This is a genomic window from Sphingobacterium tabacisoli (assembly GCF_017908035.1).
GTDB classification, from domain to species: Bacteria; Bacteroidota; Bacteroidia; order Sphingobacteriales; family Sphingobacteriaceae; genus Sphingobacterium; species Sphingobacterium tabacisoli.
This window is the reverse complement of sequence record NZ_JAEQMU010000001.1, coordinates 214,385-231,468: the sequence shown is the minus strand read 5'-3', so window position 1 is coordinate 231,468 and position 17,084 is coordinate 214,385. Positions and strand designations below refer to the sequence as shown.

At 42.8% G+C, this 17,084-nt stretch carries 11 protein-coding genes; 7 read left to right on the top strand and 4 right to left on the bottom strand.

The features are described 5' to 3' along the window. The first annotated feature begins 1 nt into the window (after position 1). The 7 genes from JKG64_RS00855 to JKG64_RS00825 are packed head-to-tail and all read left to right on the top strand — an operon-like array spanning position 2 to position 10,300. Complete coding sequence (locus tag JKG64_RS00855) at positions 2–889, top strand: HmuY family protein (protein ID WP_210352448.1); 888 nt, start codon at positions 2–4, stop codon at positions 887–889. A gap of 29 nt (positions 890–918) precedes the next feature. Beyond that, positions 919–2,082, top strand: a complete 1,164-nt coding sequence (locus JKG64_RS00850; protein ID WP_210352447.1) for a hypothetical protein — start codon at positions 919–921, stop codon at positions 2,080–2,082. A gap of 30 nt (positions 2,083–2,112) precedes the next feature. Further along, the gene (locus tag JKG64_RS00845; protein WP_210352446.1) at positions 2,113–3,153 is read left to right on the top strand and encodes a hypothetical protein; all 1,041 of its coding nucleotides are present in this window, start codon (positions 2,113–2,115) and stop codon (positions 3,151–3,153) included. 13 nt (positions 3,154–3,166) lie between these two features. Further along, positions 3,167–4,375: an HmuY family protein gene (locus tag JKG64_RS00840; RefSeq protein ID WP_210352445.1), complete on the top strand. Its 1,209-nt coding sequence runs from the start codon at positions 3,167–3,169 to the stop codon at positions 4,373–4,375. A gap of 37 nt (positions 4,376–4,412) precedes the next feature. Continuing rightward, entirely contained in the window at positions 4,413–6,779 is a 2,367-nt protein-coding gene (locus JKG64_RS00835) for a TonB-dependent receptor (RefSeq protein WP_210352444.1), read from the top strand. Further along, positions 6,776–7,900: a cytochrome-c peroxidase gene (locus JKG64_RS00830; RefSeq protein WP_210352443.1), complete on the top strand. Its 1,125-nt coding sequence runs from the start codon at positions 6,776–6,778 to the stop codon at positions 7,898–7,900. The genes JKG64_RS00835 and JKG64_RS00830 overlap by 4 nt, the downstream gene beginning before the upstream one ends. A gap of 21 nt (positions 7,901–7,921) precedes the next feature. Continuing rightward, positions 7,922–10,300 carry a TonB-dependent receptor gene (locus JKG64_RS00825; RefSeq protein WP_317195817.1) on the top strand — a complete coding sequence of 793 codons (2,379 nt, stop codon included), beginning with the start codon at positions 7,922–7,924 and terminating at the stop codon, positions 10,298–10,300. 95 nt (positions 10,301–10,395) lie between these two features. On the opposite strand, the gene JKG64_RS00820 is transcribed toward JKG64_RS00825, so the two are convergent. The 4 genes from JKG64_RS00820 to JKG64_RS00805 all read right to left on the bottom strand — a co-directional run bounded on the left by JKG64_RS00820 (position 10,396) and on the right by JKG64_RS00805 (position 16,937). Next, positions 10,396–11,199 (bottom strand): hypothetical protein, encoded by an 804-nt coding sequence (locus JKG64_RS00820; protein ID WP_210352442.1) that lies wholly within the window; start codon positions 11,197–11,199, stop codon positions 10,396–10,398. A 13-nt stretch (positions 11,200–11,212) separates the two neighbouring features. Next, entirely contained in the window at positions 11,213–12,025 is an 813-nt protein-coding gene (locus tag JKG64_RS00815) for a hypothetical protein (RefSeq protein WP_210352441.1), read from the bottom strand. 52 nt (positions 12,026–12,077) lie between these two features. After that, positions 12,078–15,503 (bottom strand): TonB-dependent receptor, encoded by a 3,426-nt coding sequence (locus JKG64_RS00810; protein ID WP_210352440.1) that lies wholly within the window; start codon positions 15,501–15,503, stop codon positions 12,078–12,080. Between the two features lie 270 nt (positions 15,504–15,773). Beyond that, a complete protein-coding gene (locus tag JKG64_RS00805) occupies positions 15,774–16,937 on the bottom strand; it encodes a FecR family protein (protein ID WP_210352439.1) in 1,164 nt (387 codons plus the stop codon). Positions 16,938–17,084 lie beyond the last annotated feature (147 nt).

Genomic DNA, 17,084 nt, shown 5'->3' with positions numbered 1-17,084 from the left:
CATGAAAACACCATGTATCAAATCAAAAATAAAACCTCTAATTGTACTATTTGGTATGATTTTAACTTTGGTTTCCTGTGGCGAAGTCTACGATCTCAATGGTTTTGACTGGGAGCCTGACACCCCACCCAGTGATTCCGTTTTCAATAGAGAGATTCAGGTTCTTAATCTCGGCGACAATATGCCCAAAGGACATAAACCCGTAGATGCTCAGGATCCGATATTTTTCAGTTTAGAGAAGTTTTCTTCGGTCGCTACAGCCTATCGGTCCACAGAACGCTGGGATATCACCTTTAGCGGCACTGCCAGGAGTGCTGTCATCGCCAATAACGGCAGTCAGTCCGGATTTGGATATGGTTCTTCTGGAATTGGTGGAATCGCTGTTTTAGAAGGATTTTACGACGACATTACGGAGGTACCTGAAGATCATCTTTTCAAACAACCAGGCTATGCAGGATTGGATGATCAAGGGCATTTCGGGGAACCTTTAGGCCATGTTGTTTACACCTTCTTTGGAAACTTCATTCGTGAAAGCTTAGGTCCAAACCAACAAGAACCACCCCTAGGAAGCTATTGGCATATGGTATATGGTCTGAATAAGGATCTCATCAAAGCATTTCCTCATGCTAAAAGTTTAGATGGAAAGCCTTTAAAACCGCGGACTATAGTTATCAAAACTGCCGCGGGAAACTATGCAAAAATAGAAATCCAAAGCTTCTACAAAGATATTATGGATCCCTTAAAAATGATGCGTCATCCTGACATAACTTCAGCCATAAGTTTTCGATATATGGTGATTAAAGCACATGAAAAACGCTTTGGTTTTATAGAACGCAACAAAAAGCTGACTGTAAATATGTCTAGCCGCAGAATAACAGTATCTAACTAATTTTTTATTAAAAAAATCAAATTAATCATATGAAATTTTTAACCACACTATACATACTCTTAAGCATGAGCGTAGTATTTACCGCTATCACATCCTGTACAAAAACCGAACTCGTTCCGTTAGAAGAGAAAACAAGTAATCGAATTTTAGAATATAAAGTCACGAATGATGCTCAACCGCTTTCTGGAGCGATCGATGATGTCAACAGTACGATCACCCTTTACATCCCTTATTACTCCGGTATTGATGTTATCGTACCTGAAATCAAAATCGAAACAGGCGCTATATTGGTCGATGCGGACAAAAAGGAAATAAACCTCGATGGAGGCATAGAGCCTGTACCTGTCGATACAATAGGTTACAAATATCATGTCCTAGGATCAGACGATATAATAAGAAATTACACACTGATTATCAAGACACAAGCCTACCCAGAGGCATTAATTGCAGGATATAGTTTCAACGCATCAACTTCCCAGATTAATACCACAAGTCCGTTAGAGGTTGTCGCTGGAGGTCGGGTCAATATTCTGGGTAATTTTGAATCTACAAGTAGAGATTTACGTTTTGAAGCCACCCACCGCTCTACCGGCAAGGTACGTAGCGATCTGTTGGCATTAAATACCCTAACGATCAACCACTCTAACGCCTACTATCAGGCACAGTTACGTACGAATATTGAGGCAGATTCTGGTTTGTACGACATCAAGTTTATGCACAAAGGCCGCACAACGACACTACCTCCCCTTCGATTGACGTACAAAAAGCCAGGTTTTTACGATGCTGCTGAATCTAGCCTTACCGCTTGGACCAAAAAAACAGGTGATCAAGTTGTACTCAAAGTCCGGAGCAATCAAGCCTTTGACAATAGCTTAAATGGAACCATAATTGGGTTGAAACGGGTGTATATGATTATCCGAAAACAAACACCTGGAGGACCAACCACTGTACCGGCCGATTTTCCGGAATCGCTGTTTGATACACCCATCGAATTAGAAATCATTTCGTATGATAGAGCCGAAGTAAAACTTCGTGTTCCGAATTTACCTGCTGGAAAATATGAAGGCAATTCATCGGTTTCGGGCATTGTTGTAAATCATGCTTCTTTTGCGCTCTATTTTGATTACGAAGACGCAACGGGTTGGGGCAAAAACAACCTAAGTGCGGTACCTTTCTTTATGCAAATTCTTTAATTCAAGACACCTAATTTTTTTAGAACAGAAATGAGACAATATATCAAGCAATTCGTACTTACCGTACTTACACTTTCGGTAGTATATATAAGTTCCTGTACAAAGACAGAATATGAGCAGATAAAGCTCCCTTATAATGAGATCACCAAGTTTGCTATCAAAAGCTTTACAGAAGGAGATTCTATTCAAGCCGTTATTTCCGGTGATGAGCTCCTCATCTATTGGGATAAAGCTGTAGCTATACCTGAAAGCATTACCCCGACCATTGCTGTATCCAAAGGAGCATCGGTATCGCCAGCATCAGGCCAGCCTGTTACCGTTACGGAAAGTCTATCGTTTACGGTGACCGCAGAAGATGCTACAATAAAAACATATAAACTTAGGTTTATATTACAGACCCCTAACCCAATTATCCTGGCCGCTAATAATGCCACATGGCTTCAATGGTTTTCAGGTTCTCCTCAGGTGGTTATCAACGGTCAATATTTTCTAGCTGGGGGAGATCCCAATGCTGTCCGTGTTTTTGCCCGTAGAGCTAGCGACGGGTTTGAGTTTGACCTAACGACAACAACTATCAAGTCGACCGTGATAGGCGCAAAACTTCCTGACTATACCACAGCGATGGATACAGGCCGTCACGATATCAAATTAAATATCGGCACCAAGACCATAAACGTGGCGCAAGGCTATATTAGACCTCATCCTTTATTTAACACCCATTTCAAACAAGAGGCTCCTATTGCCAAGACCATAAAAGTTGGTGACGAAATCAGATTTCTCATGGATGATGGTGAGCTGGCAGGTAGAGCAATTAAGTACTACGCCGGCAAATGTTCCAAAATCACGTTCTACCATGTTAATAATGGGGAATACAAATTGATTACGGTTTCTGAATTCAAACAGGAAGGCAATACGATTAGTTTCAAATTGCCTGCATTGACAAGCTCCGCAGGGGATTATGTGGATTACATTACTTTTACCTATCCTTCTTACAATATCTTAAACGATAAAACCGGCAAGCAGGATATTGCTATTACATACACTGCAGCGAATAGAATTTATATCAATTAGCCGACATATCGTAATGAACAACATCGGGTACAAGACGATTCCTATCAGTGCCATTCTGCTAGCTTTTGTAACATTAAGTTCCTGTTATAAGTTGCAAGACCTTACACCGGATTACCAAGATGGATATAGCACAGTGATATTCGATCTTCCAGGTGACACTCTGGCGTCGGACGGATGGGAACAAAACTATGAGGCGGGTGACGTATACCTGCGACAGCGTTATTTTACCACCAAAAATACGGACTCGATCCGATTTGTAAGTCAAAACCAGGAATTCATCAATGCGGCAGCAAAGATAAATGGCAGCAGCGACGAAGATATAACATGGTTGGCCAATATGGCCAACCATCCAACATCGGCACAAGAGAATACAGCATATAAAAGCACAAGTGACGGCAAATCATATCTTTTCCGGAGCGGCCAATGGTATCAAATGGATATCGATGGCCATCTGGGGATTGAACAAAATGACGGTATAGCAATAGACTGGCGTGGTGCGTTGCAAACAGCACCAGCGAATCCCCAAATCAAGTGGGTGTATGCAGACAATGATAACGGACGCGTATACCTCTATAATGGTAAAGCCTGGACACTTATGGTCAATAATGCCGATTATAGAGACAACCGTAATTTTATACAAGTTGAATACAGCAAAAGTGGCAAAGAAACCGGTAAATACAGCATCTTTACCTTCCGCTTCAGCGATCGCAAGCAACAGTTTATTCGCGATGCCGCAGATTCTTTACGCTACCTCACTACCGCAGATTGGGACATTGCTTTTACCGGCGATATGAACAGTCATATCTGGCTGAACAATGCCACATACAACCTAAATCCCGGATTCGGAGGTCCTATTACAAAATCTGCATTGATTCCATACGACTATGGTTATGATTTTATGGATGAAGCGCCAGATGATGACTTTTTTGACAGTAGACCTGCGGAGCAGGCACAGATCAGTTACACATCAGAATATGGTCCTGGTATAAACCCCTGGTATGAGTATGGCAGTACATTTATAGCCAAACCCTTCCCCTACCGGGCCTATTATCTCCGATTGGAACAGGCCGATGGCAGCTATCGCTACGGCAAGTTGCAATTGATATCAATGTATCGGGGGGCACCAGAGGCACTCACGGACCGTAACTGGCCTTCACCCTATCTGACTTTTAGATATTTTATCCAAAAAGACGGTAGCCGGAATATTCGCACTAAAAATTAAAAAGAGCTCCTTTAGAACAGGATGACAACTTTATATAATGAAGAACCGTATTATTATACTATACCTGCTGCTCATTTCTACCAGCTGCGCCTTTGCGCAAGAAGTGGTACTGCGCGGAAAAATTACAGACCCAGAAGGCCGAGAACTGACAAAAGCTACTGTAGGACTTGGATTGCGACGTGTTCTCAGTACTAACGAGGGATTTTATGAATTCAAACAGGCCGCATTGGGCACCGTTATTCTCGAAGTGAGCTGCATCGGTTTCAAAACACGCATAGATACCATAAAGCTGACCCACACGATAAACACGTACGATGTTGTATTAGAAAAAAAAGATACCAACCTTGAGAACGTCTTGGTGACACGACAACGAAAAGGAAATAGCAATGCAGAATCCCTCATCAAAATCGAGAATAGTATTATGCCCGTTACTATTATTGACCGACGCACCATACAATTGATGGGTAGCAGACGTCTCGATGAGGTCGTCAAAGAACAGACGGGAGTTGCCATAGTCAACGATGTAGGATCAGGATCCCGTTCAGTCGGTGTTCAGATGCAGGGCTTTGGGAGCGAATATGTTCTGGTTTTAATTGATGGACAACCCATGGTCGGAAGAAATGGAGGTAGTTTTGATCTTTCCCGTATAAGCGTAAGTAATGTAGAACGTATAGAAATCACGAAAGGTGCAGCCTCCTTGTTATATGGTGGTGATGCACTAGGTGGTACGATCAATGTTATTACACGTCATAATATTACGGCACCCCAGCTCTATGGTACGGTCAACTATGGTACAAACAATACCCTGGATCTTTCGGTAGATGGCGAAGCTCCAATTTTAAAAAATAAAGGTAGCCTTGCCTTAAATACGAACTACTATCATACGGACGGATTCAACACCGACCAGGGCAATATTAAAGGTACCACAGCTCCTCCTTACGATAGTTATGGTGCACAGGCGCGCTTTCGCTACAGATTCAACCCTCACAATCTACTCTCGGTCATGGGTCGCGGTAGTATGCGCCGCAGTTTTATGAATAAAGATTTTGGGGTAAACTTTCAGACACAGGATGTATTAGACGAATATGACATTAACCTGTCCACAAACTTCGAACACATCTTCAATACACGTTGGAAAAGTATGACGCGCTATTACCTAACGCGCTACAATGCCGACATGAGTGTTACTTTATCACAAGGTGATAGCTTAAACCAGACCAATTTCGGACAAATTCTACATCGTTTAGAGCAACAAGTATCCTATTCTCTAGAAAATAATCTGGATGTTATTTCAGGTGTAGGGGGAACATTAGAGACTATCGATCAAAACATCCTTAACAATCAGAACAGTATTACCTCTTATTTCGCCTACTCACAGGCCAATTGGCAGCTCTTTAACCACTTAGAAGTGAGCGGAGGACTACGCTATGATTATATTGCCAAGTACGGTTGGCGTCTGGATCCTTCCATGGCTCTGAAATATAAAATACTTCCGGTCTTGACTTTCAAGGCGGCATATGGTACCGCATTTAAAGCGCCTGATATGCGCAAGATGTATCAGGTATCGTATAACCCAGCCCATAATAATATGATGGTAGGCAGCATGGTACTGCGTAATACCATAAATGAGATGATGGAAAAGGGGCAGCTGAGCCAATACGAACTCGAACCCGTGTATAACGAGATCAAGGGATTGACACTCAATGCAGAAATGAGCAAATCCTATAATTTCAGTTTAATATTCGAGACGCTCAACAAAAAGATACGAACAGAAGTCAGTGCTTTCTATCATGATATTTCCAATCAGATCAATCCTGTACTAGTAGGCCAGGATATACAGGGGAATTTGATTTATTCCTACCGTAATAATGCGAAAGCATATTACAAAGGTACCGAATTTTCCTTGTCCTATGTGCCAGTTCCCAATCTACAGTTTAGCACAGGTTATCAGTACCTCATTGCCAAAGACAAAACAGTGGGTGATGAAATCAGAGAAGGCGGTAAATACTATGCTCCCCTATTCGATCCCATTGGAGGTACAGTCAATTATAACCCGACAGCAGCTGACTATTGGGGGATAGAAAATCGCTCCAGACACATGTTCAATACCCGTGTTTTTTACACCTATCAGCCTTGGGATGCCAGTGTCAATTTCCGTCTTAACTTCAGGGGCAAATCCCCATTCAGTGATAAAAATGCCAATGGATATATGGATCGGTATGACACCTTTGTCCGTGATCATTACTTGGTGCATGCTGGTTTAGAAAAGAAATTTTTCGAAAAGAATATGTCAGTCCGTTGCAATGTAGAAAACATTCTCAATTTTATAGATCGCAAAGTACCTTCGCAACCCGGCAGAATGTTTTTTGTAGGCGTATCTTATAATTTGTCAGATTGGCGATGAGACATAGAACCGTATATATTTTCTTGTCTATCTTGACTGCCGTTGTTTTAAGCGTACAATGTACCAAAAGCAGTATGGACACTGATGAGCCGGAGAATTCCAGCCCAGAACCCGAGGTCAATAAGCCCCTTCGGGAGCAGTACAGTAGCTCTCCAGACCTATGGCCTTCGGCCAATTGGTTTTCTGGAGTTACCAAAAAAGAACTGGCATTTTTACCGGAGCGTGTACAGACAGAATCCCCAAAAGTAGTAGAACTGGGCAAAATTTTATTTTTTGATAGCCGATTGGGCAAGCGCAATAATTCCTGCGCATCGTGCCATGTCGCTGAAAACTATTGGATCGATCGAGCGGTAGTAGCTGTTGGTGGCGGCAATCGGAACACCCCATCTATACAAGATTCCTGGCATCTAGATGGACACCTCATGCTAGATGGTCGTGCCAAGACCTTCGCCGAGCAGCTTACCATCGCTATTGAATCACCTCATGAGATGGCAGGCGATGTCCAGGCATTGCCTGGACTACTACAGGCCATAGCGGGGTATCGCATTCTATTTCAGGAAGCATACGCAGATGACAACATCACTACAGAGCGTATCTTAGCCGCATTAACGGCCTATACAAAAAGTATAGTAAGCGGTGAGACTAGCTTTGACCGATTTATCAAAGGCGAATTCAGCGCGTTGAATGACCAACAGCTCGAAGGGTTACATCTCTTCCGTACCAAAGCGGCTTGTATCAACTGTCATAACGGTCCCTTCTTCACTGATCTACAATACCATAATCTTGGCAATTCGCTCGATCAACAACAACTTCCAGACTATGGACGTTTTAATTTCACCAATATCAATGCCGACCGAGGGAAATTCAGAACACCTGGATTGCGAAACGTAGCCCATACTGCCCCCTATCTGCACAATGGATCTGTAGCGTCCCTTGATCTCCTTGTCGACCTCTTAAGCGATGGTATGCCGCAGATGAATGGTCAACGTATATCCGGTGTTCTATCGCCACATATCAAACCATTAAATCTTAGTCGTGATGAGCGTAGTGCGCTGTTGGCTTTTATCAATACCCTGAGCAGCGAAAGACCCGCAGTGACCAGACCTACATTACCTAATTAATACGATTTATCTCCTGTAATCATGAACACACGCCTTGCTTATTTTCGTTATATGGCTATGCTCAGTATACTGTTACTATCTGGTTTATCTTTACATGCCCAGACAGGCGGTATCAGCGGTACCGTTTCAACGGCCAATGGCAAGCTCCTTCATGGGACTACCATTTCTTTAGAACCAGATAAGCACAGCGTACAGTCAGACCAGCAGGGGTATTTTTCAATCAAAAACCTTTATCCCGGCACCTATCATATCGCTATCGCTCGCCGGGATTTTGCTGAACTGTTAGATACAATCATCATAGTAGCAGATCAAACAGTTACAAAAAATTTCATTCTACCCGACGAAACCGTGCTCATTGACGAGGTAGATATCCAACAATCCGTTGGCGCACCGATATCGCCTGACCAGCTTTTGAAAATGAACCGGTCGGCCATGCCCGTACAGGTCATCAGCAGGCAGACTATCGAACAGATGGGTAGTCGTAGATTGGATGAAGTACTCAAAGAACAGACCGGTATCGCTATTGTCAACAATGTATCGGGCGGTGGTCGCTCCGTAGGTGTACAGTTACAGGGCTTCGGCAGCGAGTATGTCATGGTGCTCATCGATGGCCAACCTATGATAGGCCGCAACAATGGCAATTTCGACTTATCTCGCATCAGTGTAGCCAATATCGAACGCATAGAAATTATCAAAGGCGCCTCCTCCTGTCTCTTTGGGAGCGATGCCCTAGGGGGTGCTATCAATATTATCACCCGATACGGTGCCATCGAGCCACAGGCACAACTTGCCTTGCACTATGGCAGTCTACATCTTATAGATGCCACCCTAGATGCAGAGGCACCTTTCGCCCATCAGCGCGGTTCGGCACACATCAGTACCAACTATTACCGCACCGACGGATTCAATACCAATCCCTATCTACAATCCGGACAGTCCAGTCCTCCCTACAGCAATTTCGACACTCAGGCCCGAATACGTTATCAGATAGCTCGAAACACCTACCTAGGTACGAGCCTCCGTTACGGTTCTCGCACATCGGACATGACCAAAAACTGGGATAGTCAATGGCAGGGACAGGACAAACAAAACGAACAAGACATCAACTATACCTTGGGTTTAGAACATACCTTTAGGTCAGATATACGTAGCGTCAGTCGTTACTATCTTTCCCATTACAAAGTAGACCAATTCACCAAATGGCAGGGACAAAATAGTAATAACAGTGAGCTTCAATTTACACAGATGGTGCATCGCTACGAACAGCAGTTTGCCAAAAACTACCGCAGCGGGTTCAATCTCACCGGAGGACTCGGTGGCAGTATCGAGTATATGCAGGATGAGACCATCGGTAGTACTCCCAATCTTACCACCCTATTTGCATATCTACAGGGAGACAAACGTATTGTCGAACGCCTCGATCTACGGGGCGGGCTACGTTATGACCATACAGGATCCTACGGAGGGAAACTCAATCCTAGTGCAGGCCTACAATATTATCTCAATGAAAAATTGTCTTTCAAAGCCGGTATCGGTTCCGGATTCAAAGCTCCGGATTTCCGTATGCGCTACCTTGTATTTTTTAATCCTGCTGCCAATTACCTCGTTATTGGTAACGAGGTATTGAAACAGACCTTAGATCAAATGCAGCAAAGGGGGGAAATCAGTGAAATTTTCCGCATAGCCGACCGTCTCGATCAGAATCTCCAACCCGAAAAAAGCACATCGCTTAATCTAGGTGCCCAATGGAAACCCCACGCAAAGCTAGCTGTAGAAGCAGGTGTATTTCAGCACTATCTACGCAATCAGATAGACCCCATTCCTGTAGCGACAGGAACCAAGATCAGTCAGTTGTATAGTTATCAAAATCTACCCAAGGTCATCAACAAAGGCATTGAAGCCAATGTCCAATGGCATCCCCTTGATGAGATTCAGATACAACTCGGCTATCAGTATCTCATTGCCAAAGACGAGAGTGTCAGAGACAGCATCCGCACTGGCAACTGGCCTTATAACCAGAATCTGCATGATCCTACCACGGGACAATCATTTTCACCTGGAGTAAGGGATTACTGGGGCATGATCAACCGTTCCAGACACATGCTCAATGCGCAGTTATTCTACACCTACAGCCCATGGAACAGCAGCGCTTCCTTACGGATCAACTACCGAGGCAAATATCCTTTTGCCGATTACAATGGCAATGATTTTATAGACCGATTCGATCATTTTGTCCCTGAGCACCTTTTGGTAAATGCCTATTTTGAAAAACGCGTCTTAAAAGAGCGCATGAAAATACGCCTTACCGTAGACAATATCCTTGATTTCAAGCACCAACTTATGCCCGGACAGGCAGGAAGAATATTTTTGGCAGGCTTTTCTTATAGAATAAGCCGGTAATTAGATCAGTTCTGACGAATATAAAATATAATAAAGGGGGACCTAAAATCAAAAAACAGGTCCCCCTAATAGGATTTTATAAATCTTAAGATGTACTAGTTCGATCGGTCCGGATAGAAAAACAAACTCGAATGTGTGAGTACCCCTGCATTTGGCGTAAAGAAATAAGGCTGTACAAGTCCCTTTTCTCCCGCAAGAGGCAGCCCCTTACCAAAAGCGGATACCTCACTCTGATTTTTGTCCCCTTCTATAGCCCACTCATCGGTAGTTCCTGCTTTTGTAAAACAGATGGTTGACTTATTCACTTTATTCTTATCATCAAAAGCCGGTGCCGCGATATAATCGGTATAGATCCAACTATTAGGAGAAATATTCTTGGCAAGATACGCTCTGTATTCTGCTCCATTACTTTCATCCTTTCTATAGAGAAAAATATCAATAGGAGTATTATCTCCCGTATTGTTAAGGTAAAACCCGAGCTTGTTAGTACTCGGATTGGGCTGAGGTATTTCGAGCGTCAGCTCCTTACCATCGAGATAAATAAAATTAAAAATTGCTTTAGTCCCTTCATTCGGTAATGCACCTGTGTACATCACCTTACCTGTCCCCGTATTCTTGATACGGAGTATCTGTTCTCTGACTACCGGATTATAGGTATACACCACATTAAAACCTATAACCGATTCAGGTTGGAGGATAAACTTGCCATTTTTCGTAGCCTTATCATAGACAGTCGTATCTATCGTAACCTCCAATTCGTTGACATCACCATTATACCCATTAATGATGATATGCATGGCCTTCTCACGGATCATGTCTTCCTTATTGCACGCTACAAATACCAGAGACAATAGTATGCAACAAAGTGAAGTTCTGATATAGTTAATTTTCATTCTCATTTTCTGTTCTGTATTAAAGTTCCAATTCTTTGAAAAACTGCATATTACCACCAGCCGGAGCTTCCTTAAAAACATATAATTTAGAGGCGGCGGCGTTAGCACCTGGTTTTGGAGCCGTCGAAGAAGTAGCATGCCAACCATATTCGGTGCCCTTGGTATACAACTCATTCGTTCCTGCTTTGTAAATGTAGGCTACAAATGAAACTAGCGTTGGCTGTCCATTATACTGCTGTCCTACCGTAGGGAAAGTAGCAATCGTAATCGGCTTAGTAAACTCGTAAGGCTTGACATCTTTAATTCTATCAATTTCTTCAAAAACTTTGGGTGTCCAATAGTATTTACCGAGCACAATATCTACCGGTTCAGCATAATTGGTCACTGTCGGTTTAAACATGTAAATCAATTTCAGCTTACCTTGTTCCAAAGCAGGAATATCAGGCATATCACTCACTTTATCATTTGCATACAAAAAATTGATAGTAGCTGCCCCATCTCCCTTTTTCAATTCCCTTTCCAAAACCACTTTCTTCGTATCTTTTTCCGTTATCACCAACTTTGCTGTCTGTTTATTTTCAGGAAAAAGATAGGCCTCGCTAAAATCAAATCGTCCTGTTGAGATGATCGATTTAAACTTTACGGTATCTATTTTGACCTCCATATACTCGCTTCCACCATTGTACCCTTTAATAGTCACGGGCAACATATCACCTTTATACAGGAAATCTTCACTCGCCTTTCTACATCCTAAAAGTAGTGAGAGCCCCATACCTATAAACAGAATTCGGGCAAATAGCTCTGAGATCTTTTTTTTATAACTGTTGTTCATCTGTTTCGTTTTTTATTTCACCAACTGCGTCAGTTTATACTAATTGCTCTATTTAGAAAGAATAAGATACCGAGAGGCTGAACGATGTACCTACTCTACGTGTAAAAGTATCCTTGTCCCCTACTCTTTGTTTAGTCTTGCCATCTTTCGAAGTTTCGTAATATCCCTCCTCGTAACGCTGGGAGAACCCATATTTCCATTCGTATATATCACTCCATTCAGTGGCGGCAATACCACTAGGAGGAGTATTCTTCCATTTGTCAAGAAGCTTATACGTGTCATTACTATTGATATAAAAACGATAAGGATCATTGAGCAGATTGCTCATATTAAGTTTCGTTTTCAACTTCTTGCTTCGTAAAAAATTGTAACTGATCTGTGCGTCCAACTGGCTGCGTGGACGTTCATACTCTACGATATCAGGAGTCATACCTGTAGTAAAGGTTTTATAGCCCATATGATTGAAGGCGATATTGGCTCCGATTCGATCTCCATCATATTGTAAACCTACATTATAGAGTAAAGGAACCTGTCCATACAATGGACGCTTCTCATTCTGTGCCTTCTTCGTACGGTATACATAATTACGTCCATACTTATCCTCAGTCATCGCCTGCCCGAGAAAGGTACTGGCCTGTACTCTTGAGTTCTGTATTGTAATGTTACCGTTCAGGTACAGGTTATCGAGAAATAGCCATTCCGGTTTAATAAATCCTAAGCTCTTACGGATATCAAACTCCCATCCACTCACCTTGGCCCATTCCGAGTTACGGGTCACCACATAAACCCGTCCTGTATTATCGGGCTGATTACGATAGATCTCTGCAGGTTTATCAAAATACTTGTAGAAATATCCAAAGGAGATCACCTCGCCCGATTTAGGATACCACTCTACCCGCGCATCATAGTGATCAATAAGTGTCGATAACACCCCCTCATTACTCCGATATGCCGATATGTTGGGATCAAAACGGATCATCCGGGAGTTTTCGATTAAGGCAGGACGTATTACCGATTGTGAATAGGCCGCGCGGATATTGAAATCTTCAAATGGGGTCACCGTAAGACTGGCTGATGGCAGATAGCGCCATGTTTTTTCCTCATACTCCGGATCTGCAAAAGAGCTCACAATCTTCCCACTAACGGGATCTACATAACGTTGCTTCTCTCCTCGTTCTATCAGATCACTGGTCGCTAAATCATTTACACCATTTTTAATCCTCTCGTACTTATAATACTCGGCACGTCCCCCCCACACCAAACGGATCCAGTCCGTAATACGGTTATCCAGCATAGCATAGATCGCCTGGTTGTTGTTCTTCCCCTGATACCCATTGTACGAGAAGCCTGCAGGATAGTAAAAAAGATCTTTAGCTGGATCGTTGAACTCTAGATACTTCGTCCATTCCTGTACGGGGACAAAAGGATAGACGCCACCCCGAGGTTGCACTGTACCAATCGGCAACAATGTCCAGTCGTACGTCCCTTCCCTATTCATGTATTGATACCCCGTTTTAGCAATCTGTTTAAGTCCTTTAATATTAAAACTATAACTCAATGCCAACTCTGCCGCCTTATTCGTTTCATCATATTTGTATTGTGCGCGATTAAAAGTACCTCCCCCGGGATTCGTAATCCCACTAGGTGTCACATTATAAACCACACCATTCATGGTCCTGGTCGGTGACAACCAAGCCTCTACCGCATCCTGTTCCAGATTGCTCACCTTATTCCGTGATAAGCTCCAATCCACACGGAATGCCCCCAAAGTATGTTCGCCGTTAATACGGTTCTGTAGCAGATCGATAAATTTAGGTCGGTCGTATTCCCGAATCTCCGCCAGACCATCTTCAAAACCGATCTCATTGCCCCAACCAACTATCCGTGAAAACTGATTACTGAACACGCGTGAGTAAAAGTTGCGCGATGTAATCTTGTGGTTCTTGCTACTCCATCCTAGATTCAATAGACCGCCCCAATTGGTATTGAAATTATACTGATTGGCAAATGTAGGATTGATTTCCGCTCCCGTCTCGGCATCGATGACTGTATTTCCGATTTTTTCCCAATTGCCCCGTGCAAAATGCGAGATATCATCTATAGATTGTTCATTACGATAGCTTAATGATCCCACGAAACCAAACTTTCCATTCTTTAAGGTATAGTTACGCCCCAGACTAAACTGATAATTCTGGCCAGGAGCAGTTTTGTATACACGTGTTCCCATTCTTTCCAATCCACCGATACGCTTATTCTGTTCAGCAATCATCTCTGGTGTAATAGGCTCAAATCCAGGCATCCGTGCACCATAAGGATCCAGAGGGTTATAATTACCGCCGTTAAAGACCAAGATATCCTTTGGAAAATGATCCCGGATACCGTCATCAAATCCCAGGTAGTCGTATTTACCACGTCCATAACCCAAGAAGTCCTTACCCGTGCTCCCTTTTACATATTTGCCACCAAAGCTAAACGTATTAAAGTTATGGTCGGGAATAGCCAACGTATTGATCTGTATCAAGCCACCACCAAAACCAAAGCTCATATCAGGTGTTGAGGTCTTGGATACAACCACATTATCAATCAGATTGACTGGCACAATATCAAATTCAAAATCACGGATCTGTACATCCGTGCTTGGCAACACCGCTCCGTCCATCATGGCTAGATTATAACGTTCGGCAATACCCCGTACTACCACACGACGATTATCATTTGTACTCACACCCGAGATACGCTTTAAAGTCTCACCGATATTCTTGTCGGGAAGCGTTCCGATCTGTTCGGCCGAGATACCGTTGGAAATACCGGCTTCATTTTTTTGTCGTGCGTAAAGCGCGGCCGTGTTTTCCTTTTTTAAGCTTCCCGTCACCACAACCTGATCCAACTCATTGGTCGCATTTTTAAGCAAAACACTAAGCGATGTCGCCTGCCCAGACTTTACTTCCACATCGGTAATGCGTTTACTTTGATAGGAAATATAACTTACTTCCATCGTGTAGACACCCGGCTCCAGCATCAACGTATAAGTTCCATCTACCGCACTCCGGACACTATGGCTACTATTCAACACCTTAATACTTGCACCTGCCAGTGGTTGCCCGCTATCATCCAGAACCTTACCCGATACACGTCCCTTCTGTTGTAGCACCTTATTATGAACTATTTTCTGAGAATTAGCCAGTGGGGCCGCATAGATTGTAACCAATTTATTATCGATACTATAATTGTAGGGCTTTCCATCAAACAGTGCTTGGAGAGTCTCCTCTATAGTTGCATTTCTGACCTGTATACTAACTGGCTTCGCAGCGGAAAACAGCTCCATATCATAGAAAAAATCATACTTTGCCTGTTTACGGATCTCCTCCAATACTGCATGTACATTGCTATTCTGTTTGCTTATGCTGATTCGCTGGGCATATGTGTATGCGTTCACCTGCATCAAAAAGCAGGTCATAAGTAACATGATTATCTTCATGACTCGAATGCATTGGTGAAAATTTCTATGTATTTTATTACTCCTTAATAACCATAGAGAATATTCATGAGAAAATAATTTATTTTTTAAAGACCTCATGGAACCTGCTATGCAGGTTTCAAGTGAATATTTCATACTTTTGTTAATGTTAAAATTGTATTGATGAATATTGTTCTAGCAATGTCTTGATAAGCATTTTAACAATCCGGCCAGAGGTGTACCACCACCTTTGGCTATTTTTGCAGTTCGCTTACCTTTAGTTGGTCCTTATCAGTCCGTCACCACAAACCTCCTTTCCTTAATCGTCACTTTTGCTTTTTTTGTCGACTGTATCATCTTCGCTATAACCGAGAGCGGTTGCGATCTGGATACCATTCCTGTAAAACGTATCTTTGCGAGATGGGGAGGATAGTCAACCTCCACGTCATACCAACGGGAGACCTGACGAAGGAGACTTTCCAAAGTTGCCCCACGGAATACAAAATCTCCATTCGTCCAGGACAGTTGCTCCTGAATATCAGCTTCACGTACTTCTAGCGATTGACCTAATACGGTTTGTTGCCCCGGTTTTAGTAAGGCTGATCGACCATCTTTGCTATTAACCTTTACCTGCCCTTCAACAAGTGTCGTTCGTACGACACTTTCATCCGTATAGGCATTAATATTAAAGTGCGTACCTAAGACCTGCACCTCCTGCGTGGCTGTCTTGACAAAGAATGGTTTATTTCCCGTTCCTTTCGAAGCAACTATTTTCTTGATTTCAAAATAAACCTCACCCGTCATCTCTACACGGCGCTCTTTTTCTGAAAAGCAAACTGGATAAGTAAGCGATGATTCTGCATTCAGTAAGGCCGTAGAACCATCGGGTAATATGATTTGATACCGGCTTCCTTTGGGCGTACTAATGGTATTGAGCCTATGGGACAGCTCCTGCTTCTGCTCGCCCACCTTATAGATGAGCTTACCGTCCGCATCCTTATCAATACGTACTCCATCCTGCGTTGCAATCGTTCCATCCTCTACATCATTCAGCGCAATCAACGAACCATCCGAAAGCGTCAGCATAGCTCTATTTTCACCTGGCAGAATATCATTTGTTACAGCGAGTTCCTTATCTTTTGTTATAGGTGAGCCGAGATACCAATAAGCGCCCGCAAAACCGACAAACCCAAACAACAGTACTGCAGCAACATATTGCAATTTTTGAAAACGAAACGGTCTCTTAGTTTTAGTTTCTATCTGCTGCTGGATACGCTCTCTCAAATTATCCCCAATGTAGTCTGCTGGGCCAAGAGACACATCGCTATTGACTGCATCCATCTCTTCATCCAAGGCCTGATCATAAGCTTGGCTTAGTAGCAGCTCCTCTTCTGTACTTAATTCCTCCCCATCTGCATACTTTTGCAATAACTGCCTAAATCGGTCCTGATCCATCTTTTGACTATATAATTTTACATGGAGGAAGCCTCTGCTTCTTCCTTCTATATATACAATCCAAAAACAGGGGCTATCCCTTGGTTTAAATTTTACTTTTTTACAAAAAAAACACTAGAAACCTAATTATCAGATTAATAATTAAAA

Excerpts from the sequence above, each read along its gene's own strand:
- JKG64_RS00855 (WP_210352448.1), top strand. The coding sequence starts at position 2 with ATGAAAACACCATGTATCAAATCAAAAATAAAACCTCTAATTGTACTA.
- JKG64_RS00850 (WP_210352447.1), top strand. The coding sequence starts at position 919 with ATGAAATTTTTAACCACACTATACATACTCTTAAGCATGAGCGTAGTA.
- JKG64_RS00845 (WP_210352446.1), top strand. The coding sequence starts at position 2,113 with ATGAGACAATATATCAAGCAATTCGTACTTACCGTACTTACACTTTCG.
- JKG64_RS00840 (WP_210352445.1), top strand. The coding sequence starts at position 3,167 with ATGAACAACATCGGGTACAAGACGATTCCTATCAGTGCCATTCTGCTA.
- JKG64_RS00835 (WP_210352444.1), top strand. The coding sequence starts at position 4,413 with ATGAAGAACCGTATTATTATACTATACCTGCTGCTCATTTCTACCAGC.
- JKG64_RS00830 (WP_210352443.1), top strand. The coding sequence starts at position 6,776 with ATGAGACATAGAACCGTATATATTTTCTTGTCTATCTTGACTGCCGTT.
- JKG64_RS00825 (WP_317195817.1), top strand. The coding sequence starts at position 7,922 with ATGAACACACGCCTTGCTTATTTTCGTTATATGGCTATGCTCAGTATA.
- JKG64_RS00820 (WP_210352442.1), bottom strand. The coding sequence starts at position 11,199 with ATGAGAATGAAAATTAACTATATCAGAACTTCACTTTGTTGCATACTA.
- JKG64_RS00815 (WP_210352441.1), bottom strand. The coding sequence starts at position 12,025 with ATGAACAACAGTTATAAAAAAAAGATCTCAGAGCTATTTGCCCGAATT.
- JKG64_RS00810 (WP_210352440.1), bottom strand. The coding sequence starts at position 15,503 with ATGAAGATAATCATGTTACTTATGACCTGCTTTTTGATGCAGGTGAAC.
- JKG64_RS00805 (WP_210352439.1), bottom strand. The coding sequence starts at position 16,937 with ATGGATCAGGACCGATTTAGGCAGTTATTGCAAAAGTATGCAGATGGG.